At 70.4% G+C, this 25,830-nt stretch carries 22 protein-coding genes and 1 pseudogene; 14 read left to right on the forward strand and 9 right to left on the reverse strand.

The window, feature by feature from the left end; all coding sequences use genetic code 11:
• Positions 1 to 826 (forward strand): annotated as a pseudogene (locus GT354_RS15685) (hypothetical protein); the annotation flags it as partial.
• Between the two features lie 80 nt (positions 827 to 906).
• Here the strand turns inward: GT354_RS15685 and GT354_RS15690 are convergent.
• A complete protein-coding gene (locus GT354_RS15690; RefSeq protein WP_161356927.1) occupies positions 907 to 1,656 on the reverse strand; it encodes an enoyl-CoA hydratase-related protein in 750 nt (249 codons plus the stop codon).
• A gap of 256 nt (positions 1,657 to 1,912) precedes the next feature.
• Between GT354_RS15690 and GT354_RS15695 the strand changes: the two genes are divergently transcribed.
• The gene (locus tag GT354_RS15695; protein ID WP_161356928.1) at positions 1,913 to 2,245 is read left to right on the forward strand and encodes a helix-turn-helix transcriptional regulator; all 333 of its coding nucleotides are present in this window, start codon (positions 1,913 to 1,915) and stop codon (positions 2,243 to 2,245) included.
• Between the two features lie 54 nt (positions 2,246 to 2,299).
• Here GT354_RS15695 and GT354_RS15700 read toward each other — a convergent pair whose 3' ends face one another.
• Together GT354_RS15700 and GT354_RS15705 are read right to left on the reverse strand one after the other, a co-directional pair.
• Positions 2,300 to 3,724, reverse strand: a complete 1,425-nt coding sequence (locus GT354_RS15700; protein WP_161356929.1) for a VWA domain-containing protein — start codon at positions 3,722 to 3,724, stop codon at positions 2,300 to 2,302.
• A gap of 6 nt (positions 3,725 to 3,730) precedes the next feature.
• Positions 3,731 to 4,591 carry a MoxR family ATPase gene (locus tag GT354_RS15705; RefSeq protein WP_202511943.1) on the reverse strand — a complete coding sequence of 287 codons (861 nt, stop codon included), beginning with the start codon at positions 4,589 to 4,591 and terminating at the stop codon, positions 3,731 to 3,733.
• A 313-nt stretch (positions 4,592 to 4,904) separates the two neighbouring features.
• Here GT354_RS15705 and GT354_RS15710 point away from each other — a divergent pair, with 313 nt between their 5' ends.
• The 3 genes from GT354_RS15710 to GT354_RS15720 are packed head-to-tail and all read left to right on the forward strand — an operon-like array spanning position 4,905 to position 6,948.
• Positions 4,905 to 5,543, forward strand: a complete 639-nt coding sequence (locus tag GT354_RS15710; RefSeq protein ID WP_161356931.1) for an AIM24 family protein — start codon at positions 4,905 to 4,907, stop codon at positions 5,541 to 5,543.
• A complete protein-coding gene (locus GT354_RS15715; protein ID WP_161356932.1) occupies positions 5,540 to 6,187 on the forward strand; it encodes an AIM24 family protein in 648 nt (215 codons plus the stop codon). The genes GT354_RS15710 and GT354_RS15715 overlap by 4 nt, the downstream gene beginning before the upstream one ends.
• Positions 6,184 to 6,948, forward strand: a complete 765-nt coding sequence (locus tag GT354_RS15720; protein WP_161356933.1) for an AIM24 family protein — start codon at positions 6,184 to 6,186, stop codon at positions 6,946 to 6,948. Before GT354_RS15715 ends, GT354_RS15720 begins: the two co-directional genes overlap by 4 nt.
• A gap of 147 nt (positions 6,949 to 7,095) precedes the next feature.
• Here GT354_RS15720 and GT354_RS15725 read toward each other — a convergent pair whose 3' ends face one another.
• Entirely contained in the window at positions 7,096 to 8,004 is a 909-nt protein-coding gene (locus tag GT354_RS15725) for a LysR substrate-binding domain-containing protein (protein ID WP_161356934.1), read from the reverse strand.
• Positions 8,005 to 8,168: 164 nt separating this feature from the next.
• Here GT354_RS15725 and GT354_RS15730 point away from each other — a divergent pair, with 164 nt between their 5' ends.
• The 3 genes from GT354_RS15730 (at position 8,169) to GT354_RS15740 (ending at position 11,949) form a co-directional block, all read left to right on the forward strand.
• Positions 8,169 to 9,383 (forward strand): amidohydrolase family protein, encoded by a 1,215-nt coding sequence (locus GT354_RS15730; protein ID WP_161356935.1) that lies wholly within the window; start codon positions 8,169 to 8,171, stop codon positions 9,381 to 9,383.
• A 206-nt stretch (positions 9,384 to 9,589) separates the two neighbouring features.
• Positions 9,590 to 11,137, forward strand: coding sequence for an MFS transporter (locus GT354_RS15735; RefSeq protein ID WP_161356936.1), 1,548 nt, complete (start codon positions 9,590 to 9,592; stop codon positions 11,135 to 11,137).
• Positions 11,138 to 11,235: 98 nt separating this feature from the next.
• Complete coding sequence (locus tag GT354_RS15740) at positions 11,236 to 11,949, forward strand: SMI1/KNR4 family protein (protein WP_161356937.1); 714 nt, start codon at positions 11,236 to 11,238, stop codon at positions 11,947 to 11,949.
• Between the two features lie 64 nt (positions 11,950 to 12,013).
• On the opposite strand, the gene GT354_RS15745 is transcribed toward GT354_RS15740, so the two are convergent.
• Complete coding sequence (locus GT354_RS15745; RefSeq protein WP_237534941.1) at positions 12,014 to 13,876, reverse strand: hypothetical protein; 1,863 nt, start codon at positions 13,874 to 13,876, stop codon at positions 12,014 to 12,016.
• A gap of 565 nt (positions 13,877 to 14,441) precedes the next feature.
• On the opposite strand from GT354_RS15745, the gene GT354_RS15750 reads away from it, so the two are divergent.
• From GT354_RS15750 to GT354_RS15760, 3 genes are all read left to right on the forward strand, one after another.
• Positions 14,442 to 15,389 carry a LysR substrate-binding domain-containing protein gene (locus GT354_RS15750; protein WP_161356939.1) on the forward strand — a complete coding sequence of 316 codons (948 nt, stop codon included), beginning with the start codon at positions 14,442 to 14,444 and terminating at the stop codon, positions 15,387 to 15,389.
• Between the two features lie 280 nt (positions 15,390 to 15,669).
• Entirely contained in the window at positions 15,670 to 16,731 is a 1,062-nt protein-coding gene (locus GT354_RS15755; protein WP_161356940.1) for an acyl-CoA desaturase, read from the forward strand.
• Positions 16,732 to 16,750: 19 nt separating this feature from the next.
• Positions 16,751 to 18,328: an MFS transporter gene (locus GT354_RS15760; protein WP_161356941.1), complete on the forward strand. Its 1,578-nt coding sequence runs from the start codon at positions 16,751 to 16,753 to the stop codon at positions 18,326 to 18,328.
• On the opposite strand, the gene GT354_RS15765 is transcribed toward GT354_RS15760, so the two are convergent.
• Positions 18,300 to 19,853 carry an ABC transporter substrate-binding protein gene (locus tag GT354_RS15765; RefSeq protein ID WP_161356942.1) on the reverse strand — a complete coding sequence of 518 codons (1,554 nt, stop codon included), beginning with the start codon at positions 19,851 to 19,853 and terminating at the stop codon, positions 18,300 to 18,302. The two genes, GT354_RS15760 and GT354_RS15765, sit on opposite strands and share 29 nt — an antisense overlap.
• Before the next feature lie 645 nt (positions 19,854 to 20,498).
• On the opposite strand from GT354_RS15765, the gene GT354_RS15770 reads away from it, so the two are divergent.
• On the forward strand, positions 20,499 to 21,443 hold the full coding sequence (locus GT354_RS15770; protein WP_161356943.1) for an HEXXH motif-containing putative peptide modification protein: 945 nt from the start codon (positions 20,499 to 20,501) through the stop codon (positions 21,441 to 21,443).
• Between the two features lie 523 nt (positions 21,444 to 21,966).
• Positions 21,967 to 23,100 carry a chemotaxis protein gene (locus tag GT354_RS15775; protein WP_161356944.1) on the forward strand — a complete coding sequence of 378 codons (1,134 nt, stop codon included), beginning with the start codon at positions 21,967 to 21,969 and terminating at the stop codon, positions 23,098 to 23,100.
• A 91-nt stretch (positions 23,101 to 23,191) separates the two neighbouring features.
• Here the strand turns inward: GT354_RS15775 and GT354_RS15780 are convergent, their stop codons facing one another.
• Positions 23,192 to 23,836 (reverse strand): hypothetical protein, encoded by a 645-nt coding sequence (locus tag GT354_RS15780; protein WP_161356945.1) that lies wholly within the window; start codon positions 23,834 to 23,836, stop codon positions 23,192 to 23,194.
• A gap of 117 nt (positions 23,837 to 23,953) precedes the next feature.
• Here GT354_RS15780 and GT354_RS15785 point away from each other — a divergent pair, with 117 nt between their 5' ends.
• A complete protein-coding gene (locus GT354_RS15785) occupies positions 23,954 to 24,139 on the forward strand; it encodes a DUF5703 family protein (RefSeq protein WP_161356946.1) in 186 nt (61 codons plus the stop codon).
• A gap of 149 nt (positions 24,140 to 24,288) precedes the next feature.
• Here GT354_RS15785 and GT354_RS15790 read toward each other — a convergent pair whose 3' ends face one another.
• Both GT354_RS15790 and GT354_RS15795 read right to left on the reverse strand, forming a co-directional pair.
• Positions 24,289 to 24,882 carry a chaplin gene (locus GT354_RS15790; protein WP_161356947.1) on the reverse strand — a complete coding sequence of 198 codons (594 nt, stop codon included), beginning with the start codon at positions 24,880 to 24,882 and terminating at the stop codon, positions 24,289 to 24,291.
• Between the two features lie 421 nt (positions 24,883 to 25,303).
• Positions 25,304 to 25,543 carry a chaplin gene (locus GT354_RS15795; RefSeq protein ID WP_202511941.1) on the reverse strand — a complete coding sequence of 80 codons (240 nt, stop codon included), beginning with the start codon at positions 25,541 to 25,543 and terminating at the stop codon, positions 25,304 to 25,306.
• Positions 25,544 to 25,830 lie beyond the last annotated feature (287 nt).

The following is a 25,830-nucleotide window of genomic DNA, read 5'->3' on the forward strand; positions in this document are numbered from 1 at the left end:
GTTGCCCGGGGCCGGGCCGCGCTCGACGCCCACGCCCGTCGCCGCGATCAACCTGGTGCTGCTCGCCGGCGCGGTGCTGCTGGTGAGCGCGACAAGCCTGGCGGAGTCGGCGTTGGTCAACCTCGCGGGCGTGCTCGGCGCGGCGCTGACCCTGGCGGTCTTCGTGTACCGGGAGCGGACCCGGGGGCCGCGTATCCTGCCGCGCTCCGCGTTCGCGACCGGCTCGCATCTGCCCTTCGTCTACGTGGTCATCGCCCTGCTGGCCATGGCGTCCACGGCGGAGACGTTCGTGCCGTTGTTCGGCGACCGACTGGCCTCGATGCCGCCGCTGGCCGCCGGTTTCCTGGGCGCGGCCCTGGCCGCGGGCTGGACCCTGGGGTCGATGCCGAGCGCAGGCGTGTCCGGCCGCACGCGCGGCACGCTGATCGGCCTGGCCCCGATCGTGTGCGCGCTGGGCCTGGCCGGACTGGCCCTCACCGCCCGGGCCGACGCGTCCTGGGCACTCGTCGCGGCGTGGGTCGCGCTGCTCCTCCTGGCCGGCGTCGGCGTCGGGATCGCGTGGCCGCACCTACCGATCGCGGTGATGGGCGCGGCCGACGAGAAGCACGAACAGGCAAGCGCGGGCGCGTCGTTCACCACGGTTCAAATGGTCGCCACCGCACTGGGCTCGGCGCTCGCCGGCACGTTGGCCAATGTCGGCGGGGTCGACGGCGACGCGGGCGACGTCGCCCACGCGGCGAGCCTGATGTACGGCGCCATGGCCTTGCTCGTGCTCCTCGGCACGCCGGCCGCCCGCCGGGTGGGCCGCCGCAACCGCACCGGGTGACCGGGTAAGGGTGCGGCCGGGCGGCCGGTGTCGTGGCCGGACCGGGTGAACGTCTCCGGCCGCGGCGGCACGCCTCGTCGTCAGCGGCCGGTCCACTCCGGTGGGCGCTTGCTCAGGAAAGCGGTGACGCCTTCCTTCATGTCCTCGGAGGCGGTGATCGCCGAGAAGCCGGCCGCGGTGCTCGACCAGCCGAGTTCGTCGTCCGCGGCGACCACGTCCTCGATCGCCCGCAGGGTCGCGCGCACCGCGACGGGGCCGTTCGTACAGATGCGCTCGGCCAGTTCGACGGCCGCGAGCAGCGCCTGCCCCGGCTCGGTGACCCGGTTGACCACGCCGAGGTGGTACAGCCGTTCGGCCGGCAGCGGGTCGCCGACCAGGAGCATTTCCTTGGCCACGTTGAGCGGCAGCGCTCGCGGGGCGCGGAAGGTGCCGCCGCAGATCGCCATCAGCCCGCGCTTGACCTCGGGCAGCCCGAACCGCGCGGCGCTGGACGCGACGACGAGGTCACACGCGAGGACCACCTCGAATCCGCCACCGAGTGCGAAGCCCTCCACGGCCGCGATCACCGGCTTGGCGCGCCGGCGCCGGATGATGCCGTACTCGCCGCCGCGCTCGCCTTTGGGGCTGAGCCCGGCGGCGAGGTCGGTGCCGGCCGAGAACACCGTCGAGGTCCCGGTGAGCACCCCGATCCACAGCTCGGGGTCGTCCTCCAGCAGGTTCAGTGCGGCCTCGATCCCGTCCGTCACTTCCTGATCGATCGCGTTGCGCTTGGCCTCGCGCTCGATAGACACGACCAACACCCGACCCCGCCGCTCGGTGGTCACGCTCATCCCGGTTCCCCTCTACACCTCGATCGCTTCCCCAAGATCTCTAGCCCACTGCGCCAACCGGTGCAAGCACCCCCGAATCCGCTATGACCGCTCCCGCCGGCTGTGTATATACGTGAGTGTGTGGGCGGGATACGGGTGATCGAGGTCGAGCCGCACTCCGCCGTGGGCGCACCCCGTCCGACCGCGACGGGCGCCAAGCCGACCACGCCGCCGCGCACGACGAGTTCACTCGGGACGTCGCGAAGGGAGAATGCTCATGAGCCACGCACGCTGGAAGCTTGCCCGTGAACGCAAGCTCGTCGAGGGGCACGTCGAGCCGCCCGAGGTCGCGGCGATGCGCGTCGAGATTCGCTTGGCCTTCGACCTCGGTCAGGCCGTCCACGACCGACGCACGCAGCTGGGCATCTCCCAGAGCGAGCTCGCCGAGCGAGCGAGCATGACGCAGCCGCAGGTGTCCAAGCTCGAACTCGGGGGCACCGTGCCCACGTTGCCCCTGTTGGCCCGCCTGGCCAGGGCGCTCGAAGCGTCGTTGAACATCGCGCTCGACGGAGACACCACCGCCGTCGCCTTCACCCCGCATGCCGCGTGAGTCGGTCGGACCCCGATTCGGGGGTGCCGGCAGGTAGACGTCCGGGCCCACGGGTCAGGCCAACTCGCCGATGAAGTCGGCCAGGTGGGTCAGGTTGCGGCATTCGATCATGGGGAGGTGGCGGCCGTACACGCTCGCGAGTGAATCGCCGGTGTCCCAGTCGCGTTCCGGCTCCGGGTTGAGCCACCACGCGTGTCGGGCCGCGGTCACCATCGTGGTCAGGGCGGCCGTCGCCGGGTCCTGGTAGTTGTTGCGGGCGTCGCCCAGCACCAGGAGCGAGGACTTGGGGCCGATCACGTCGCCGTAGCGTTCCACGAACGCCTTGAACGCGTGGCCGTAGTCGCTGTGCCCGGTGACCCGGACCAGCTTCGCCTCCGCCGTCAATCGGCGCATCGCGTCCGTGACGTCGCCACCGGGCTGCTCGAAGAACCGGGTGACCTCGTCCACGGTGTCGATGAACGCGAACGCCCGTACCCGCGCGAACTGTTCCCGCAACGCGTAGGCCAACATCAGGGTGAAGTGCGCGAAGGACGCGACCGACTCGCTCGCGTCGCACAGCACCACCAGTTCCGGCTTGTGCGGCCTGCGCGGTCGGTGCACCGTCGTCAGCGGTACGCCGCCCGTGGACAGCGAGGCCCGTACCGTGCGCCGGAAGTCCAACCTGCCGTGCCGGCCTGCCCGCTGACGGATCGTCAGGCGGGTGGCCAGTCGCTGGGCCAGTGGCTGGATCTCCCGCCGCAGGGCGATCAGATCGGCCCTGTTCGCACGCAGGATGTCGAGGTTCTCCACCGACGGTTTGACCGCCGTCTCGGCGATCCGCTCGACGCCGCGAACCTCCGCGAGCCTGCGCCGGACGTCGGACAGGATGTGCTCGTTCAAGCGGTCCACCCGGGCCTGGATCATCCGCCGCGCGTTGCGCTCGGCCACCCCGCCCGGGAGTTGCCCACCCAGCACCGCGCGCAACAGCCCCGCCATCAGCGTGCGCGGGTCCAACGCCCTGCCCACCATGTGCGCCGACCACGCCTGCCCCAGGGACCCTTCGACCGCGCCGAATTGCCCGACCGCCTCCCGGGCGAGGTCGCGCAACGCGATGTCGTCCTCACCGAGCAGGAGTTCGCGCAGCCGCTCCCGAAACGCCTCGGCGGAGCGATCGTCGGAGCCCGCGGCCGGCTCCGGGGTGCCGGCCGCCTCGGCGTCCGCGGCGTCCGCGCCCACCGCCTCCGCGTCGCTCGCGCTCGCGGACGGCGTCGACACCTGCCACGGAAACCACAGCTCGAACAACGTGTCGAACACCCCGCGGTGCGTGTGCCGCTTCACCAACGACGCCGCGTACGCCGCCCGAAGCGTCTCGCGGTCGACCAGGCCCACGTCCAAGGCGCGCACCGCGCGCGCCGCGTCCAGGCCCTCGGCCAGGGACACCGGCAGGCCGGCGTGCCGCAGGGCCCGAACGAAACCCGTGTGCCGATCCAGGAGGGACACCGGGCGTCAGCCCCCGATGCCGGACAGGCCGAGTTCCTTGGCCACCCGGGTGTGGTCGGCGACATGCTTGAGCACCACGCCCAACGTCTGCGCGATCACGTCCTCGTCCAGGTCGTCGGCCGACAGCGCGATCAGGGTCCGCGCCCAGTCGAGCGTCTCCGCGATCGAGGGGGCCTTCTTGAGTTCGAGCGCCCGCAACGACGCGACCGTGCGCACGACCTGCTCGGCGAGTTGCTCGCGAATACCCGGCACCCGCGCGAGCACGATGTCGCGCTCGCGCTCCGGCGTCGGGTAGTCGATGTACAGGTACAGACACCGGCGCTTGAGGGCCTCGGACAACTCGCGCGTCGCGTTGGAGGTCAGCACCACGAACGGCCGCCGGGTGGCGCTGATCGTGCCCAACTCGGGAATGGTCACCTGGAAGTCCGACAGCACCTCCAGCAACAACCCCTCCACCTCGACGTCGGCCTTGTCGGTCTCGTCGATCAGCAGCACGGTCGGCTCGTCCCGGCGAATGGCCGTGAGCAGCGGCCGGGCGAGCAGAAACTCCTCGGCGAAGATGCCGGCGCGCGCGTCGTCCCAGCCGTCCACCCCGGCCTGGATGCGCAGCAGTTGCTTTCGGTAGTCCCACTCGTACAGCGCCCGCGCCTCGTCCAGGCCCTCGTAGCACTGGAGCCTGATCAGCTCCGACGAGGTCGCCGCCGCGACCGCCTTGGCCAACTCGGTCTTGCCCACGCCCGCCGGCCCCTCGATCAGGAGCGGCTTGCCGAGCGCGTCGGCGAGGAAGACGGCGGTGGCGATCTGCGGATCGGTGAGGTAGTCGACGGCCGACAGCCGGGTCCGGGCGTCCTCGGGCGAGGCGAACATCGTCATGGGGGTGTACTCCTCGCGGGCGGTCCCGGCCGGATCGACCGGCCTGCGGTGCGACGATACGTCGCGCCTTCAAGCTACAAGACCTATCTGATGCCTCGTCACTTGCGGCCCCCGACGGCGACGCAGCGGCTGCCAAGCCGGCGACGGAGGCTTCTCGCCCACCGCCGGGTGGTCCTTTCGCAGCCGGCGGCGGTGCCGTCACGGCCGCCGGCGGCCGTACCGTCGCTCGCTCCGCTGGTAAAACCCCGGCAAGGTGAGGGGTTTCCACCCTCCGGGGAGCAGGGATCCGCTGCTAACTTCCCGACGTGTGGCGACCTTTCGGATGCATGGCACACGCGTACTCGCGGTGGGCATGAACGGGGAGGCGGTCAAGGCCCGAAACGGGACGATGATCGCCTACGACGGACGGATGACGTTCAAACGACTGTCCGGTGGGGGTGAGGGGCTTCGCGGCATGGTGACCCGCCGGCTCACGGGCGAGGGGATGACCCTCATGGAGGTGAGTGGCGACGGCACGTGCTGGTTCGCCGACCGGGCCACCGAGATCAATCTCGTGCAACTGGGCGGCGAGACGCTGCACGTCGAGTCGAGCAACCTGCTCGCGGTCGACCAGAGTCTGCGCACCGGCACCGAGTTCACCGGCCTGCACGGCGCGACCAGTGGCCAGGGCCTGTTCACCACGACCGTCTCCGGTCAGGGCACGGTCGCGGTGACCTCCGACGGCCCGGCGATCGTGTTGCGGGTGTCGCAGGGCGAGCCGCTGTCGGTGGACCCCGGAGCGTATGTCGCGCACACCGGGCAACTGCGCAAGGAGTTCGTCAAGGACGTGAACTGGCGCACGTTCATCGGCGAGGGCTCCGGCGAGAGTGTGCAGTTGCGCTTCGAGGGCGAGGGGCTCGTGTACGTACAGCCCGCCGAACGGCAGACCATCGGGGGGCAGACGTGACGTTCGATCAGGTCAACTCGAAGATGATCGAGGCGACGGTACGGCCGGGCCGGACGCTGTACTGCCTGCGCGGCGCGATGCTCGCGTATCGCGGCGAGGTGTCGTTCACGCCCAGTACGACCGGCCCGCAGGGCGTCGGCGGGATGATCGGACGCCGGCTCGCGGGCGAGTCGGTACCGCTGATGAAGGCCGAGGGCGACGGCATGGTGATGTTCGGCCACGGCGGCCGGCACGTGCACGTGATCGACGTCGCCGGCGACCGGCTGCACGTCGAGGCGGACCGGCTGCTGGTGTTCGAGGACACGCTGGAGCAGGGCACGATGTTCATGGGCTCGCAGGGCGGCGTGCGCGGGATGATCCGCGGCCAGGTGACCGGCCAGGGGCTGTTCACCACCACGTTGACCGGTCACGGTTCGTGCGCGGTGCTCGCGCACGGCGGCGTGATCGAACTGCCGGTCCAGCCGGGCCGGTCGGTCCACGTCGACCCACAGGCGTACGTCGCGCACCGCGGGCAGATCGAGAACCGGATCGGCGCCAACGTCGGCTGGCGCGACGTGATCGGACGCGGCTCCGGCGAGGCGTTCCAGTTGGAGTTGTCGGGCACCGGCACCGTCTACGTCCAGGCGAGCGAGGAGAAGCTGTGACCACCCCCGGCTCCGGTCCTGCCGTGTTCGACGCGCGCACGCTGCCGCAGAACGACAACGTCAACCCCTACACGTTCGCCGTGGCGCTCGACGGCGAGTGGTTCGTGCAAAAGGGCAAGATGATCGCCTACTACGGGCGGATCAAGTTCGAGGCACTGGGCGTGGGCGCGCTCGACCGGCTGGTCACCGCCAACTTCAACTCGCCGCTGTACATCCAGGACTGGATCGTCGCGCAGGGCAAGGGGCAGTTGCTGCTCGCCGACCGCGGCTTCGACGTCAACTCGTTCGACCTGGAGGTGGGCAACCTGACGATCCGGGCGGCCAACCTGCTCGCCTTCCAGCCGGGTCTGGACCTCAAGCAGTCGATCGTGCCGGGGTTCGTGACGCTGATCGGCACCGGCAAGTTCGTCGCCGCCTCGAATGGCGCCGTGCACTTCGTCGAGCCGCCGATCCGGGTGGACCCCGAGGCGCTGCTCGGGTGGGCGGACTGCCCGACGCCGTGCCACCACTTCGACACCAAGTACATGCGCGGCGCGCTCGGTATGGCCCGGCGCCTGACCGGGCTCGGCGGCGCGTCGGGCGAGGAGCACCAGTACGACTTCGTCGGGGCCGGCACGGTGCTGATGCAGTCGTCGGAGATGTCGATCGACCCGAACGCGATCCCGGTACAGGGCGGCACGGCCAGTGCGCCGCCGCCCGCGCAGCCGGGCATCCCGGGGCTGCCGAACATCCCGGGCCGACTGGGCCGGCTGCTGCAATGAGGCCGCGCCCGGGAGACCGCCGCGGCGAAACCGCGGCGACGAGATCGGGCCGGCGGGAACCGTCCGGGCGCCCGCGCCGTTGACGTGGGGAGGCCCTTCACTGGGGACGGTGGAGGGCCTCGCCAATACCTCGATACGGCCGCCCGCTCACAACTGGTCGGCCAGATCGCTGTCCGCCGCCACCTCGCGCAGCAGTTGGACCAGCACATCGACCCCTTCGTGCTCCTGGTCGGCTCGCCAGAACGCGGTGACCGCGACGTCGGGGGCCCCGGTCAGCGGGACCTGTACGACGCCGCGCACGGGCCGCTGCCGGGCCCAGCCCCGCGGCGAAAGCCCGACCCCCTGCCGGTCCACGACACGCGCGATCACGTCGTCCACGCTGCCGAACGCCTCGACGATGTCGGTCGCGCCCGCCCGGCGCAGTGCGTCGGTGACGCGCGTGTACAGCTTGGGATGCGGTTGCCTGGGCCACACCACGATCGGTTCGCCGCACGCGACCAGTTCGCTCAGGCCCACCGACTGCCGCCCGGCGAGCGCGTGTTCCTGCGGGAGCAGCGCGACGAACGCGAACGTGCCCACGCGCGTCGACTCGAAGCCGGGGCCGAGGTCGGGCAGCCAGCCGAGCCCGGCGTCGAGCACTCCCTCGCGCACGTCGGCCACCTGGCGGGCAGTGGGCTCGCTGGTCCATTGCACGCGCAGCGCCGGGTGGCGGATGTGCAGGGCCGAGATCGCGGCGGAGACGAGCGAGGGGCCGAGCCCGGAGGTATACCCCACGCGCACCTGGCCCGCGTCCCACGTCGCCCGCCGGCGCACCTGGGCGCACGCGTCGTCGAGCAGCCGCAGCGAGTCGTCGACCTGGCGCCGGAACACCTCGCCGACCGGTGTCAGCGCGACCGGGAGCGACGATCGGTCCACCAGTCGGGCGCCCAATTGCTGCTCCAGGCGTCGTACCGCCTTGCTGACCATCGGTTGGGACAGATACAGGCGTGCGGCGGCCCGGCCGAAGTGCCGTTCCTCGGCGACCGCCAGGAAACATCTCAGGTCGCGCAGTTCCATGGATTCCCACCTATGCCGTGTCGGCATAACGTTAGCAACAACAGCGGCTTGGCTGACGGCCCGTCAGATGGTTTCCTGGGTAAGCAGGGTCCACGCGTCACCGCCGGGGCCACCGCACCCCCGCCCGACACGCCCCCGCGTACCTCTCGCACAAGGAGCAGGCCATGACGCTCGAGATCCCCCGCATCATCTCCGTCGACGACCACGTGGTCGAACCGCCGGACCTGTGGACCTCGCGACTGCCCGCCAAGTACAAGGACCGCGGCCCGCGCGTCGTGCGCGACAAGGCCAAGTTCAACTTCATCGGCGGCGTGTTCTCGTACGAGCGCGGCGTCGAGGACGGCGAGTGGTGCGACTGGTGGCTCTACGACGACCTGGTCTACCCCTTCCCGAAGCTCTCGGCCGCGGTCGGCTTCGACACCCTCGACGTGACTCCGGTCACCTTCGACGACATCCGGCCGGGCGCGTGGATCCAGTCCGAGCGCCTCAAGGACATGGACGCCAACCACGTCGACGCGTCGCTGTGCTTCCCGAACATCCTGCCGCGCTTTTGCGGCCAGGCGTTCTACGAGCGTGAGGACAAGGAACTCGCGCTGCTGTGCGTGCAGGCGTACAACGACTGGATGATCGACGAGTGGTGCGCCGGCGACGGCAAGGGCCGCCTGCTCCCGATGACGATCATCCCGCTGTGGGATGCGAACCTGGCCGCCGCCGAGGTCCGCCGCTGCGCGGCCAAGGGCTCCTTCGCGGTCGCGTTCTCGGAGAACCCGGTCCCGCTGGGCCTGCCGGGCGTGCACGACAAGGACCGTTTCTGGGACCCGTTCTTCCGGGCGTGCGAGGAGACGAACACCATCGTCTGCATGCACATCGGGTCGTCCTCGAAGATGCCCTCGACGTCGCCCGACGCGCCGTTCATCGTTTCGTCGGTGCTGACCTTCCAAAACGCCATGGGCTCGATGGTCGACTACATCTTCTCGGGCGTGTTCGACCGCTTCCCGAAGATGAAGATCGCCTACGCCGAGGGCCAGGTCGGCTGGATGCCGTACGTCATGGAGCGCGCGGACAAGCTGTGGGCGGAGCGCGACGACAACGCGTTCGGTTCCTCGCTCACCGACAAGCCCAGCTCGTACATCAAGGACCGGATCTACGGCTGCATCTTCGACGACGAGATCGGCCTGCGTAACCGCGACGTGATCGGCATCGACCAGATCTGCTTCGAGGTCGACTACCCGCACGCCGACTCGACCTTCCCCAACACCCACAAGGTCGCCTTCGACATCGCCACCAAGGCGGGTCTGACCCAGGAGGAGTGCGACAAGCTCTTCCGCACCAACGCCATCAAGGCGTTCGGCCTGGAGCGCTTCGGCATCACCAAGTAACCGCAGCCCCACGCACACTCGCCGGCCGTACCCGTTGAGCGCGGGCACGGCCGGCGATCCCACGTTCGGCGCGCGGCGTATCGCCGGGACCCGCCGGAGCTGCCCGATCCTGCGCCGATCACCCGGGCGGCGGTCTTGGAAGTCGTAAATGCGGGCACTGTTCTGCGGATGGTCACCGACAGGGTGATCCCCGGGAGGAGTGGCAGATGAGCGACCCGACTCCCGGTCCCCCCGGGTCTTCCGAGTCCGCCGGTTCTTCCGGGTCGCCCGAGTCCTCCGGGTCTCCCGGTTCCCCCGAGCCTCCCGCGTCGTCCCCGCCCGGCGAACCGCAGCCCGACCCGCACCGCTGGCAGGCCCTCGCGGTCTGCCTCATCGCCGGCTTCATCACCCTGCTCGACGTGTCGATCGTCAACGTCGCGCTGCCCTCGATCCGCGAGGGTCTCGGCGCGTCCGAGAGCGACATCCAATGGGTGCTCTCCGGTTACGCACTCACCTTCGGCCTCGCGCTCGTGCCCGCCGGCCGGATCGGCGACGCCCGCGGGCGCCGGATGATGTTCATGCTCGGCCTCGCGCTGTTCACCGCCGCGAGCGCGCTGTGCGGGGCGGCGCAGAACGCCACGTGGCTGGTCCTGGCCCGGCTGCTCCAAGGCATCGCGGGCGGCATCCTGACCCCACAGGTGTCCGCGTTGATCCAGCAGATGTTCTCGGGTCGCGAACGCGGGCGCGCATTCGGCATGTTCGGCACCGTGGTCGGCATCTCGACGGCGGTGGGGCCACTGCTCGGCGGCCTGATCATCAAGGCGTTCGGCGAGGACGAGGGCTGGCGCTGGGTCTTCTACGTCAACCTGCCGATCGGCATCGTCGCGTTGGTGCTGGCCCGCAGACTGCTGCCGGCACCCGACCACGCGAGCCGTGCGTGCATGCGCTCGCTCGACCCGGTCGGGGTGCTCCTGCTCGGCTCGGGCGTGGTGCTCCTGCTGCTCCCGCTGGTCGAGGAACGCCAGTGGGAGGGCGCCGGGAAATGGCTGCTCGTGCCGGTCGCGTTGGTGCTGTTCGCGGTGTTCGTCCGCTGGGAGATGCGGCTCGGGCGCCGCGGCGAGCAGCCGGTCGTGGACCTGAACCTGTTCAAGGTGCGGTCCTACACGCTGGGCCTGTTCGTGATGCTGTTCTACTTCGCCGGGTTCACCTCGATCTTCTTCGTCTTCACGCTCTATCTCCAGTCCGGACTGGGCTACAGCGCGCTGCTCGCGGGTCTGACCATCACCCCCTTCGCGGTCGGCTCGGCGCTGGGGGCCTGGATCGGCGGCCGGCTGGTGAACCGCTTCGGGCGCGTCCTGGTGACCGGCGGTCTGGCGATGGTCGCGATCGGGCTGGGCGGGGCGATCCTGGCGGTGTACGAGGTGCCGGGGGAGCACGTCGGATGGGCGCTGGTGGCGCCGCTGGCGTTCGCGGGACTGGGCAGTGGATTCGTGATCGCGCCGAACCAGACGCTGACCCTGGCGGAGGTGCCGCCGGCCCAGGGCGGCAGCGCGGGCGGGGTGCTGCAGACCGCCCAGCGGATCGGCTCGGCGATGGGTATCGCCGCCGTCGGTTCGCTCTTCTTCTCCCGCCTGGCCGCGGACCAGGGCAAGGACTGGGCCGGCCCGCTGCGGCACGGCCTGGTCGCCTCGGTCGGCTTCGTCGTGGTGGCCTTCGTGGTGGCCTTTTTGGACCTGCGCCAGGACCGGGGCGCGCCGGAGAGCTCCCGGAGTTGACGCGCGATCTCGACCTCGGGCCCTCCCTCGACGCCGAGAGCGTTCGGGTGCCGGCCTTGGTGGGCCGCGGTGTCGTTCGGGGTCGTTAGCGTGCCCGTATGACTTTCGATATGCACGCGGCGATGGCCGCCGCGCTCGTGGAGCGTGGCGCGGCGTGGGAGTTCGTTCGTGGGTTCGCGGCCGATCGGGCCACCGCGATCGAGGCCGGTGACGGTTGTGACGGTGCGGCGTTGGACGCGTGCGAGGCCCGGCTGGGGCTCGCGCTGCCGGTCGCGGTGCGGGAGCTGTACGAACTGCTCGGTCGGCGAGGGGATCTGACGAGCAACCAGGACGTGTTGCTGGGGCCGGAGAAGATCTACGTCGAGGACGGCGTGCTGGTCTTTCGCGAGGAGAACCAGGGCGTCTGCTGGTGGGGCGTGCGGCTCGACGACCCGAGCCCCGACCCGGCGGTGATCGTGCGGTTCGACGGCGCGCCGCCCGAGGGCGGCGAGTGGTTCGGGTGGTTGCCGGCGTTCTCCGTGGCGGCGGTGGAGATGGTGATGTCGGAGACGGTGCTCTTCGACGACGATCTCGTCGACGCGTGCGACACGTCCGAGGTCGCCGACGAGGCGTTGGAGGTATTGCGCGCGCACGTGCCGTCGTTGGCGTTTCCGCGCTACCCCGACGACGACGAGGACGGGGGCTCGCTCTGGTTCGTGAGCGAGGATCTGCTCGTGCGCTGGGACCCGGGCATGGCCACGGTGCGGGCGCGGACCGAGGAGGCGCTCGACGCGATCGGCGAACTGCTGCCCGGGGAGTGGATCGGGATGTGACCCGCGAAGGCCCGGTGCCCGCTTCGTCGGGGGCGCCGGGCCTTCGCGGGTGTCGGTGCAGCGACTAGAACTGGCTGTTGCGGAACGGCTCCTTGGGCTTGCCGAGGTTCGGCCTGCCCAGCACGTCCTTGGACGACAGCGCGTAGATGCCGTGGTTGGTCAGCACCCACACGAGGTTGCGGTCCCACTCGACGTAGACGCCGTGGGTCTGGTTGCCCTTGGCCCAGTCCGGGAACGTGCCGTCCTCGGTCGGCCAGTCCCGCGTCTTGGTGCCGAACGCCTTCGGCACGAAGTACGCCTCGATCTCCGGCTTCGCCGGGTTCTTGACGTCGAAGACCTGGGCGCCCGCGTTGTAGAAGCCGTACACGAGCGTGCCGTTGTCGTGCTTGCCCGGGTTGGTGTAGTAGCCCGTGCGCTTGGGGCCGAAGCTGCCCCGACGCTGGCAGTAGTCCGTGATGCCGGACGACTTGGGCGGATTCGGCCGGGGGAGTTGGCCCACGATCCGCGGGTTGGCCACGTCACGCGCGTCGATCTGGAAGATCGGCTTGTACGGCTCGTAGCAGTCCTCGGTCAACGGGTAGCCCGAGACGTAGATCATCCCGGTCTTCTCGTACTGCGACACGTCGATGTTGTCGCCCTCGGTGCCCGCGACCGACGGCGGCAGGTCCAGGTGGCCCACCTGTCGCATCTTCGCCGGGTTCGAGATGTCCAGGACGGTCATGCCCAGGCCGCCCTGCACGGCGAAGCCGTACTTGCCGCCCTGTTCGACCGGCTTGGGCACGAACAGCGACATCCGCGCGCCGAGCCAGCTGGTCCGGTTGCCGCAGCGCGGGTTCTTCGCGTACGCGTCGTCCTCGCCGGTGACCTGTCCGGGCAGGTGCCAGGTGTCGAGCAGCTTCGGCTTGGTCGGGTCGGACATGTCGTACGACTGGTAGCCGGCCGAGTGCAGGTTCGTCGGGTACTCGGTGTTGGCGAACGTGTCGTTGGGGGCCACCGCGATGAACATGTACGCGCCGCCGTCCCAGTACGGCACGTCCAACGAACCCGAGCCCTGCTGGGCCTTGGTCGGGTCGCTGTCGAGCGGGTCCTTTTGCGTCGAGTCGGTGCTGACCGTCGAGATCAGCTTCCAGTCGGCCTTCTTCGGACCGTCGAGCCGGTAGACCTTGAAGCCCTTGAGCCCCGGCTTGGTGCGCAGTTTCTCGACGCCCGCGGGGTTGCCGTACTTGTCGTGCCCCGGCTCGTCGGTCAGTTCGCTGATCTGCCGCTTGTCCTCGAAGGACTGCACCATGACGTACGCGTTGAGCCGCTTGTTCCACTGGATCGTGGACGCGCCCCAGTAGTCGCCGGCCGCCCACGTGCCGTTCGCGGTGAGTTCGTCGCCGCCGACGTCGTTGCGCGACATCTTCTCGACCACGCGCACGTGCTTGACGTCGGTGATGTCGTAGACGCGCCCCTCCGAGCGGTCGTACTGGAACATGTAGCGGCGACCGCCGAAGTCGACGATGTTCTGCCACGTGTGGAAGAAGTCCGGCGTGAAGTCGTAGCCCTCGTAGGAGGCTTCGATGTCCATGTTCTTCTTGTACGACTTGCCGTCGTAGTCGTCCTTGCGGCCCGGGAACGGGTGCGGGTTCTCCTCGTCCAGCGGCGTCGACGCGGGCGCCAGGAACGACCCGTCCAACTGCATGCCGTACGAGTTGGGATCGGCCTGCTGCGGCCTGCGCTCCTGGCACGTGAGCGGGATGTTCGGGTCCTGCGCGGCACCGGCGGCAGCCGTCCTCGGCGCCGCGTCGCGGCCGGCGTCCGCCTTGGCCGGGCCCAGGTAGGTGCTTGCGGAGATCGCCACGAGGGCGGCCACCGCGACCGCTCCGGATCTGCCGTATCTGCTGCTCGGTAGGGCTCTGCCGGTTGGTAGGGATCTGAGGCGCATCTGACGGTCCTTCCGACACGGGACAATGACGGGGGAAGTGCGCGTGCGGGGTGTGCGGTGCTACCCGGGGACGGGCCCGCGTGGGCGCCGAGGCGACGCGGGCGAGGTCGGCTCGGCGCAGTGCGGCGGGCGGGCCCCGGGGGTCGGTGGGGCCACGCGTGATGCGCGCGGCCGGGCAGGGGCGAAAATGCGCCCCCGCCGTGCGCGAACAGCGGTCGAGGCTTCGGCGACAGCCCCGCGGTCCATGTCCGCGAGGCGGGCGTACGAGTCCCACAGTGTTTCCGTCACCTGCCGGTACGGGGCTTCGCCGCGCAGCCGCGTGCCGGTGCCGTTCGCGTTCGTGCGCAGCCAAGTCGACCCGGCGGCGCGCAAGTTGCGCGCGTGGTCGCGAAAGATGCGGGGGAAAGCGTGGGCGTGCACGTCGGTCACGGGTGAAGCCACTGTCATGGAGGGTCCCGATGGCTCGTCAAGAAGCTGTCGCCACGTGCATGATGGCTGCGCCGGTGCATGTCCATCCAATGCCGATCCGGCGCCCCTTCATCACCGAACCGGTATGGGAGCTCGCGTGGACCTGCTCGACGGACGCCTGAAGTTCAGGCACCTGACCCTGATCACGGCAATCGCCGAACACGGGGGAGTCAGCCGGGCGGCGGAGGCCCTGCACCTGACCCAGCCCGCCGCGACCCGCACGTTGCGCGAGCTGGAGACGATGGTCGACGTCCCGCTGTTCGAGCGCGGGCCGCACGGCATGAGCCCCACCCTCTACGGCGATGCCCTCGTCGCGCACGCGCGGGTGATTCTGGCCGAGGTACGCCGGGCCGGCGACCACATCGCGAGCCTGCGCGAGGGGCAGACCGGCACGGTCACCGTCGGCACGCTGCTCGCGGGCACCAGCGTGCTGTTGCCGCGCGCGGTGGCGGCGCTCAAGCGGAGCAGGCCGCGGATCACGGTCGTGGTCCGCGAGGCGACCTACGACGTGCTCTATCCGCAACTGCTCGCGGGCGAGATCGACGTCGTGGTCGGCCGGCTCGGGCGCGCCGAGGACGCCGGGCGGGTGCGGCAGGCCGCGCTGTATCGCGAGCCGATCCGGCTCGTCGTGCGGCGCGGCCACCCGCTCCTGGAGAGCGCGCGCGGGCTCGCCGACACGATCGCGCACCCGTGGATCCTGCCGCTCGAACAAACCGCCCTGCGCACGGAGTTGGCCCAGTTGTTCGCCCGCAACGGCCTGTCGTTGCCGGCCGACCGGGTCGAGTGCACGTCGATCCTGACCGTGCGCGCGCTGCTGCTCGCGACCGACATGATCGCGGCGCTGCCGGAGTTGGTGGTCACCGGCGACGAGCGGCTCGCGGTGCTGCCGGTGCCGTTGGAGTCGGTGCGCCGCACGGTGGGCACGACGGTGATGGCCGACCGCACGCCGACGCCCGCGGTGAGCGCGTTCCTCGAATGCATCGGCGAGGAGGCGACCGCGCTGCGCGCCGCGCTCGGGGACGAGGCGACACTCGACCGGGACTGAGCGGCCCGTTCGTCGGATTCGGCGTCACACGAGTGACCTTGGACACACACCACATCGCCGGCGACTCCCGTTCCCCCGGCCGGCCCCATATGCCCCTTTGCTCCATAGCGGATCGCAAGGCGTGTGTCCATGGGCCTCGCCCCCCAGCGGGAGAAGGGAAACACCCCGTACGTTGGGGGGATTGTCGGATCGTCCCATCAGCGGTCGCTGCATAGCGTCGATACAGGCGCCCGAGTCGCCGTGTCCGCACGACCGACCCCCACCGAGATACGGGATGTTCATGACGATCACCGCACCCCTGTTGGACACGCCGGAAGTACCCCGACAACAACGCGGCAGCGATTTCGCGCCGCTCCTGGCCGAGCTCAAGGCGGCCGGGCTGTTGGAGCGCCGCACCGCGTGGTACACGCGCATGATCGGTCTCAACCTGGTCTTCCTGCTCGCGTCGTGGGCCGCGGTCTGGTCGGTGGGCGACTCGTGGTGGCAACTGGCGTTGGCGATTCCCGTCGCGCTGTTCACCACCCGGGCGTCGTTCGTCGGGCACGACGCCGGTCACCAGCAGATCGCGCGCAAGGCCGGGACGCACCGCGCCCTGTCCCTCGTGCACGGCAACCTGCTCATGGGGATGAGCACAGGGTGGTGGAACGCCAAGCACAACAAGCACCACGCCAACCCCAACCACCTCGACAAGGACCCCGACGTCGGGGTGGGCGTCCTGGTGTGGGACGAGGGCCAGACGGCCGGCCGCACCGGCTTCATGGGCTGGCTGACCCGCAACCAGGCCCGGTTGTTCTTCCCGCTGTTGCTGCTCGAAGGGCTCAACCTCAAGGTCAACGGTCTGATGGACCTCAAGAACCGCACGCCGCGTGAGCGCCTGGTCGAGGGCACCGTCCTCGCGGTGCACTACGCGCTGTACTTCTCGGTGCTGCTGATCGCGATGTCGCCGGTCAAGGCCCTGGTCTTCGTGTTCGTCACGCACGCCCTGCTCGGTCTGCACCTGGGCATGGCGTTCGCGCCCAACCACAAGGGCATGCCGATGCCCGACCCGAACGTCAAGTGGGACCACCTGCGCCGCCAGGTGCTCACGTCGCGCAACGTCAAGGGCGGCCCGGTCACCGACTGGATGCTGGGCGGCCTCAACTACCAGATCGAGCACCACCTCGTGCCGAGCATGCCGCGGGTGAACCTGCGGGCCGCCCAGCCGATCGTGCGGGCGCACTGCGAGCGGCTGGGTGTGGACTACCTGGAAACCAGCCTGGTCGGCTCGTACCGCCAGGCGTTGGGACACATGCACGCGGTAGGCGCTCCGATGCGCGCGGAGCGGGCAGCGGACGCGAGCTGAATCCCGGGAACGGGGATTGATGTGTCGTACATCTATCCCTAGGGTGGGGGCGCCTCTGCCCCTCCTTCTCCCTGGAGCGCGTCCCGTGGACAGCCCCGGTTCCCCTCGTCTGTCCCCCACCGGTGACCTCCCCGACCGCGAGCGCCCGGCACGGCGGCAGCGATTCCTCGTCCCCGTGCTCGGCTCGTGCGGCATCGTCGCCGCGCTCATGCAGACCGTGGTCGTCCCGCTCCTGCCGGACCTGCCCAAGCTGACCGGAAGTTCGGCGTCCACGGTGAGTTGGACCGTGACCGCGACGCTGCTCAGCGGTGCGGTGTGCACACCCCTGCTCGGGCGGGCCGGGGACATGTTCGGCAAGAAACGCATGCTGATGTTCGCCATGTGCGTGCTGTCGATCGGCTCGCTCATGTGCGCGCTGACCTCCGACATCGGCGTGCTGATCGTGGGCCGCGCCCTCCAGGGCGCGGCGACCGCGGTGGTCCCGCTGGGGATCAGCATCCTGCGCGACGAACTGCCGCCGGCCAAGGTCGGCGCCGGCGTCGCGATGATGAGTTCGACCCTGGGCATCGGCGCGGCCGTCGGCCTCCCGCTCGCCGGCCTGGTGGTCGACCACGCCGACTGGCACGTGATGTTCTGGGGCGCGACCGCGCTCGCGCTCGTGGTGCTCGCGATGATCGCCCTCGTGGTCCGCGAATCGCCGGTACGCAACCCCGGCCGCTTCGACGTGGTCGGCTCGATCGGCCTCGCCGCGTTCCTGGTGTGCCTGCTGCTCGGCGTGTCCAAGGGCACCGCGTGGGGCTGGGGCAGCGGCCGCACCCTCGCGCTGTTCGCCGCCGCGCTGGTGATCGTGCTCGCGTGGGGCGTGCACCAGTCGCGAATATCCGCCCCGCTCGTGGACCTGCGAGTGACCGCCCGGCCGGCCGTACTGCTGCCCAACATCGCCGCGCTGTTCATCGGATTCTCGTTCTACGCCAACAGCCTCTCCACCGCCCAACTCGTCCAGACACCCAAGGAGAGCGGCTACGGCCTGGGCGTCTCGGTCGCGGTGGGCGGCCTGTGTCTGCTGCCCGGCGGGGTCATGATGGTCGTGCTCTCGCCGATCTCCACACACCTGACCGCGACCCGCGGACCCAGATTCTGCCTCGGCATCGGCTCGGTACTGCTCGCCCTCGGCTACGTCGTCCGAATCTTCACCAGCCACGACCTGTGGCTGATCATCCTCGGCGCCACCGTCGTGGCCTCGGGTACCGCGATGTGCTACTCGGCGCTGCCGATGCTGGTCATCCGAGCGATCCCCGCCGCGCAGACCGCGGCGGCCAACGGGATCAACGCGCTCATGCGCACGATCGGGCAGGCCGTGTGCAGCGCGGTGGTCGCGGCGGTGCTCACGTCCTACACGCTCACCGTCGGCGGACACACCCTGCCCGCGCTGCACGCCTACATGGTCGTGTTCGTGATCGCCGGCGTGGTCGCGTGCTGCGCGCTGGTCGCGTGCCTGTGCATTCCGGAGCCGACCGGCTCGGCGACCGCGGTGACCGGCGAGCCGCGCAAGGCGGCCCCGGCGCGGGCTATGCCAGACCCAACAGGTCGAACCTGATCAGGCCGTCCTCGAACACGGTCAGGCCGGTCACCTTCGTATCCTTGGCCCGTATCGCCGCAGTGAAGGACTGTTCGTAGGCGAACAGCGGGACGTCCTTGACGAGTTCGCGCTGAACCTCGGCGTAGTCGGCCCTGCGCACCTGCGGGTCGGTAGTGGCCCTGGCCTCGTCGAGCGCGCGGTCCACCGCCGGGTTCTTCCACTGCATGTGGTTGTCCTGGCCCTTGGAGTGCAGGAAGTTGTACAGCACCGGCTCGGGGTCGTCGAAGGACAACACGAACTCGCCCGCGTCGAACTGTCGTTGGATCTGCACCTTCTGGAGGTACTGGGTGCCCTCCAGGAACTCGGTCTTCATGGTGACGTTCTTCATCTTGGCGACCTGACCGAGCCAGTACTCGGCGGTGAGATGCGAACCCGGGCTGTTGTACGTGCTGTACGTGAACGACAGCGGCTTGCCCTCGGCGGCCAGCGCGTCGAGCAAGCGCTGCGCCTCGACCTTGTCGTTCGAGGGCATCGTCGCGTCGGCGGCGACGAACTCCGAGCCCTGGCGCAGGAAGGTGGCGAGCGGCTTGCCCGCGCCGTCGGTGACCACCTTCGCCCGATCCGCCGGATCCATGATCAGCGCGAACGCCCGGCGGGCGCGCGGATCGTCGAACGGCGGCCGGCTCGTGTTGAACAGCGTCACGAAGCCGCCGCTTTTGCCCTCCGTCGCGACCGGTAGGCCGGCCTTTTGTGAATCGCTCACGAGCTTGGCCTGCGCCGTCGTCAGCACGTGCGCCTGGTTGGCGTTGAGCATCGCCATCCGCTGCGACTGGTCGACGACCGGCTTGAGGATCAGCTCCTTCAGGGGTGGTTTCCCGCTGCCCTGCCAGTACTTCGGGTTGCGCTCCAAGACGAGCTGCTGATCGCGCACCCAACTCTTGACCCGGTACGGACCGGCCCCGACCGGCTTGCTGCCGAAGCCCTTGGGGTCGGCCTTGATCGCCTTGGGCGAGCCGACGAACGCGAGATTGTGCGCGATCACCTTGTCGAAGTGCGCGTTCGGCGCCGGCAGGGTGATGGTCAGGGTGCGGTTGTCGGTGACGGCCACGCCCAGTCCGGCGACCACGCGTGCCTGCATCGACTTGTTCGCCGGGTCGGCGTGCCGGTCCCAGTTGAACTTGACCGCCTCGGCGTCCAGCGGCGTGCCGTCGGAGAACTTCAGGTCGGGCCGCAGCCGCAGCGTCCAGACCAGGCCGCCCGGTGCGCCGGTGGCGCTCTCGGCCAACTGCGGCTCGGCCTTGCCGGTCTTCGGGTCGATCCACATCAGCACGTCGAACACGGCGGCGGCCTGCGTCCCGCCGGTGATCTGGGACAGACTCGCCACGATCGGGTCCAGGCTGCGCGCCTCCTGGGTGACCAGGACGGTCATCGAACCCTTCTCGGACGTCTTCGACGACGAGTCGGAGCCGCACGCGACGGTGGTGAGGACGAGTCCGGTCAAGGCGGCGATCAGGGCCGGCTGACGGGGAAGCACGGATCGCACGAGTTCGCTCCTTGCGTGGGCACGACCCCGAACGGACCGGGCGGCGCCGATGACTTCCGGATCTCCAGCGTGAACGGGGATCAACTTAGGGTTGCTTCTGACGCAGCGTCAACCGGTGTTCATGCGCGAGTGATCGTCGCGGGTGCGTGGCACCTTCGTTTCGACGCCGAGTGTGGCGGATCGTCCCCGGTGGGCGGTTTCCGGCTGTTCGCGACGATGTCGCGATGGGCGAGTGTGGCCCGAACTCCGGTTGTCCGCCGCGCAGATGGGCTCGGCCGAGAACGCCCGGGGGTGGCCGGGTGCGATCGCAGCCCGGTCGTGCGGCGGCGGGGAGAGGGCCTGGGCACGAGCCAAGGCGATTCCCGGACATGTCGAACCCGCCCGGGACCCACGGCATTCGGCCGGTCACGTATTGCGATGAAGAGGGTCGGAGCCGGACGATGGCGCCGCCGACATGCGACGCGTGCCCACGAGTTGCGGGACGCAAGCGGCGGGACGCGAGCGCAGGACGTGAGTGGCGGCATACGAGTGGCGAACCGCGAGCGGCGGGACGCGAGCGCGGGACGTGAGTGGCGGCATACGAGTGGCGAACCGCGAGCGGCGGGACGCGAGCAACGGAGCGCGACCGGAAGAGGGAGCAACGCGGTGCACGTCGAACCCGATGCAGCGCAGGCCGCCGAGGAGCGGGCGACGTTGGCCCGAACCACCCGCACGGTCCTGGGCCGGGCCGACTTGAGGGTGACCCACGAGGAAGCGGGACACCCGGCCGTCGTCGAGATCGCCCATGCCGCGCAGCGCGTGCTGCGCGGCACGCCGCAACCCGAACGGCTCGCCGCCCTGGGCCGGTTGCTGGAGCACGCCAGGGCCGGGATCACCGCCCCCGACCGGGGCCGCCCACTTCGACCGGCAGAGCCCCGAGCCCACCTGGACCGCGCTGTCGCCCGTGCGCTCAAGGCCATCCCGGTCCGCGAAGACGCGCCCCTGGCGGACAGCGCCGTCGTCGCATGGCGCGTCCGGGACATCGAGACCCTGGACCGCGCCGAAGAGTTGCTCACCGCGAGCTGGCCGCAGGCACACGCCGAACTGGGCGAAATCGTGGTCCAGGTCGCCCTGTTGCACGGCGCGGCGATCGACGGCTTCACCGATTTCGGCATTCACGGCGCGGTACTGATCAACCGCGCCCGGCTCGACCCGGACCCGAGCGGCCTGCCCGGCCCCATCCGACTGGCCGAGGCGCTCGTGCACGAGGGCACGCACACCCGGTGCAACGCGGCCGCGGTCACCGCCGAGCCGTTCCTGCGCCCGTCCGGCGCCGCGGACCCGCTCGTCGCGACCCCGCTGCGGGCCGATCCGCGGCCGTTGGGCGGGCTGTTCCAGCAGGCGGTCGTCCTCGGACGCAGCGTGCTGCTGTACGAGCGCCTGCTCGACCACGACCCGGCGGCGCCGGACGCCGTCCGCGCCCGGTGCGATCGGCTGGCCCGCGACGCGGGCGCGGCGGTGCGCACGCTGCGCGAACACCGCGAAGCCCTGAGTGGCCACGGTGCGGCCGTCGCGGACCAAGTCGCCGAGGTTGTCCGGGCATACGGGTGAAGGCGCCATGTCGCGAAGACGCGAAGACGCGCAGACGCGAACACGTAGGAATGTAGGGCGAGTAGGCGAGTAGGCGAGTAGGCGTGAAGGCGTAGGAATCTGCGGCGGGCCGATCCGATCCGATCCGGCCCGCCGCGTGGCGGTCCGAGAGCCCACCGGAAGGCAGCCGAGCGCGGACCGAATCCGATGCCGGGCAGGACGCCGCGGAGCGGGCCGGCTTCGCCGCGACGACGGTTGAACGCCGGTTGCCGAGACGGCCGACGTCGGGCGGCCCCGCGCGCGAGACGCGGCGCCGAGCGATGGTCGGCTCGCGGTCCGCGGGTGGCCGGAACTCGTCGTCTGCCCGCTCGGCGGCAGCCGGTCGGGTGATGCGCGCGATTTTTCCGGCGATTCGGGCATAGGACGCTGTGTTTGCCGAAGCTGCGATTGTCCAAGCCGCGATGTGTCCACGACGCGATGTGTCCACGACGCGATTGGCGAAGCGCGATTGCCCGTGCCGCCCGAACGGACGCCAGGAGACCGTATGACGACCGCTGACCTGTCGCCGGAGCTGCTTGCCGAGCTGCGCCGACCCCGTCCGTACCCCGCCGTGTCGATGACGTTGCCCACGCATCGACACCGTCCGGAGAACCAGCAGGACCACATCCGGCTGCGGAACGTGCTGGCGGAGGCCGAGAAGCGGCTCGCGGCGGACCCGGAGGTCACTCGGGACGATCGGATCAGGACGGCCGACCAGCTCAAGGCCGCCGCCGCCGAACTCGACCCGGAGCACTTCCTGGACGGACTGGTGCTCTACGCCTCTCCCGAGGAGCACTACGCCTTCACGGTCGAGGCGCCGGTCAGCGAGCGCGTGGTGTTCAACACGACCTTCCTGACCCGCAACCTCGTCTCCGCGGCCGAGCGGTTGACGCCCTACTGGGCGCTCGTGCTCGGCGACCACGAGGTGCACCTGTGGCACGGTCGGGGCGACGACGTGCACGAGGTCCGCGACGGCGGCTTCCCGGTCCTGTCCGGTGGGCCCGAGCGGGACGGGCCGCCCACCCGCGAGGGTGGTGGCATGGGCGTCGGCGAGGACTTCCGGCGGCTCCTGCACGAGGCCGACGAGCACCTCGCGAAGGCGCTCCTCGGACGTGAGGACAAGGTCGTCCTCGTCGGGCTGCGGCCGCAGGTCAAGGCGTTCCGCGAGACCACCAGGAACGGCGCGCACCTGGCCGCGACCGAGCTGGAGGTCGGCGGCCTTCAGGACACCACACCCGGTCAGTTCGGCCCGATCCTCGCGCCGGCGCGGGCCGCACTCGCGGCGGAGACGACCGCCGAGGCGCTCGCGACGCTCGACGACGCGCGCAGCGCCAAGCGCTACGCGGGCGGCATCCAGGAGGTGTGGGCTCCCGCGCGGGCGGGGCGCGGCGCGCTGCTCGTGGTCGAGGAGGGACTGCGAGTGACCGGCAGCACGCACGGGGTCGAAGGCGCGGAGGAGATCTCGCTGGACGTGCTCACGGGCGACGCCGCCGCCGACGCGGTGCTGGCCGGCAAGGCCGAGGACGACATCGTGGACACCGTGGTCGAAGCGGTCCTGGAGAAGGACGGCAGGGTCGTCTTCGTACCGGACGACACGCTCGCCGACGCGGGCGGCATCGCACTCTCGCTGCGTTACTGAGTCCGGGCCACCCGCACGTGAGGCGGCGACCCCCCAGGGGATCGCCGCCTCACGTGTGTGACGTCACAGTCTCCACAGCGGCCCGGTGGGCTCAGTGCAGATCGCGTTCCAGGACCTCGAGGTCGTCCTCGTACGCGGTGCTCGTCTCGAATCGGTAGATGATGCTGCGTGGGTCGGCGTCGTCGAACGGCGCGTCCAGCCACTCGCCCGGCTCGGAGGGCTCGGTCGCGGACACCCACAGCGTGGAGTCGCCCGGTTCCAGGCCCAATTCGTCGGCACGTTGGGCGATCTCGTCCGGGTCGTACACGTCGAACAGCACGGCGACCGCGCCGGCCGCGGTCTCGGTGCCGGCGTCGTGCGGCGAGGCCGGCGGTTCCGACTCGCCGGCCTCGTCGTCGGCTCGGCGGGCGTGGTCGACGAGCGTGGCGAGATCCTTGACCACGTAGTCCCGGCGGATCAGCACGGTGACCGCCTGTGGGTTGGTCGGCCCCTCGTACTCGGTCTCCTCGTTGCCGCTGCTCGGCACCTCGAACGGGGTGACCTCGTCGTGGGCGTCGTACAGCAACTCGTCGTATGCCTCCGCGGCGGCCGCGAGGGCGTCGTACGCCGCGAAAACGGCCGGGTCGCTCTCGCCTTGGCGGGCTTCGACGGCGGCCAGGTGGTCGTCGATCGCCGATTTGAGAACGTCCGCGGCGGCACGGACCTGCTCTGGCGTGGGCTGCGCAACACCGGTCATGGGGTGACGCTATCCGCTATACCCCCACGCGCGCACAATGGTTCACTGATGGCGGAGTCGGAGAGTCACCAAAAGGCCGGTCATCGCGCCGCCGCGCGGTCGTCGGGGAACGGAAACATGGCGAATTACGAGTTTCGGCAGCTGGACATCCCGCGCGGCACGTCCCGCATCGACGCCTGCCGCATCCTGACCGACCATGCGGAATACGGCTATTGGGAGCTGGATCGGCTCCTGCTTCGCGGCGACGGCAGCCGGCGCGTGGTTCTGCGGCGCCGGATCATCCGGCAGGTACGCACGATGTGACAGGTCGTCACACCGAGACTCGGCGCGGCTTCGGCGCAGCCTCGTTGCGGGTTCGGTGCGAAGCGGACCGGGTGGGCGACGACGAACCGCCCGCCCCTGTCCTCCCAGGAGCGGGCGGTTCACGTTCGCATGCGGTGGATCCGCTCGGCTCAGCCCTCGCTGGGGCGCGAGCGGCGGTACAACACGAAGCCACCGAGCAGGAGCGCGACACCGATCGGCGCCACCGTCAGCGCGGACGAACCGGTCTCCGCGAGGGCCGGGGCACGGTTTTCGTGCTTGACCTGCGTGCCACCGGTGCTGCCCGCCGTCAGGCCCGAGGTCGTCACACCGGTCGTGCCACCCGAGTTGCCACCGGTGGGCGGCTTGGTGGTCGGCGGATTCGTCGTCGGGGGCTTGGTGGTGGGCGGCTTGGTGGTCGGCGGCTTGGTGGCCGGGGGCTTGGTGGTCGGTGGGTTCGTGCACGGCGGGCAGTGCGTTGCCGGCGGCGGCGTGACGTGCTGCGACACGTTGGCGCAGTGGTTGCCGAACGCCGGGTTGAGGGCGCCGATCACGCTGACGGTGTTGCCGCACACATTCACCGGAATGTGGATCGGGACCTGGATGTTGTTGCCCGACGCGACGCCGGGCGATCCGACGGCCGCGCCCTGGGCACCACTGGTGGCGTTGGCCACGCCGACGGCCGCGGACGCGAGCGCGCCCGTGGTGGCGACGACCAGCAGCCCCTTCTTGGCGAACTTGTGCATGTGTACCCCTGAATGTCTTCTGCGAGGGGCGGGGGAAGTTGACCCCGCACGGACGTCAACGAGGAGCGATACGAGAGGTCACCGAAGCCGGGCGGATTAGCTCGTGCGGCTGAGTTTCGGCCTGGCGTGGAACCGGCTTGCGATCACTTTTGGTCGTTCTGTTGTCTAGGCGAGCGCTCGTCCGAGCGGAGCTGATCGACGTCTCGACGGACGTCCCGAGTTGCGCGGGACGCGGACCGCGGCGCCTCGATGGGGCCCCGAACGGCAGGGCCCTGCATCGGTGTTCCGGTGGGTCTCGGACCGCGGGACGCGCCCCGGCGTCGTGGCGGGTGCCCGAGCCGCCGGACGCGTCGCCAACGGGACGGCCCCGAGACCGCAGCGGTCTCGGGGCCGTTCGCACGCCAGAGAGCGTGGGCCTGGGTCAGGCGTTGATGCAGGTGTTGCCGAACGTCGGGTTCAGCACACCGATGACGTCGACAGTGTTGCCGCACAGGTTGACCGGGATGTGGATCGGCACCTGAAGCTGGTTGCCCGAGAGCACGCCGGGGGAACCCACGGCCGCGCCCTTCGCGCCGGCGTCCGCCATGGCGCCGCTGGCACCCGCGAGAACCAGACCGCCGCCGGCCGCGACGATGAATGCGACCTTGCCCATCTTCTTCATAACTCTTCGTCCTCCTAGTCGACACCACGACGCGCTTGCGCGCCGCACAAGGAGAAACGACGACAGTGGACGGAGGCTACGTGCCGGCCCCGGTATTCACTCGTTCGGGCCCGAGGCCAGGCGTGGCCCCCACCCGAGGTCCGGGAGTCATCCGGTCGGGCGTCGGCCGATCGGACGAGCCCGGACAGACGTTGTCCGATCGGGCGTGGTCGGATCAGGCGTTGTCCGATCGGGCGTGGTCCGATCAGGCGTTGTCCGATCGGGCGTGGTCCGATCAGGCGTTGTCC

The organism is Streptomyces sp. SID3343 (genome assembly GCF_009865215.1).
Taxonomy (GTDB): Bacteria; Actinomycetota; Actinomycetes; order Streptomycetales; family Streptomycetaceae; genus Embleya.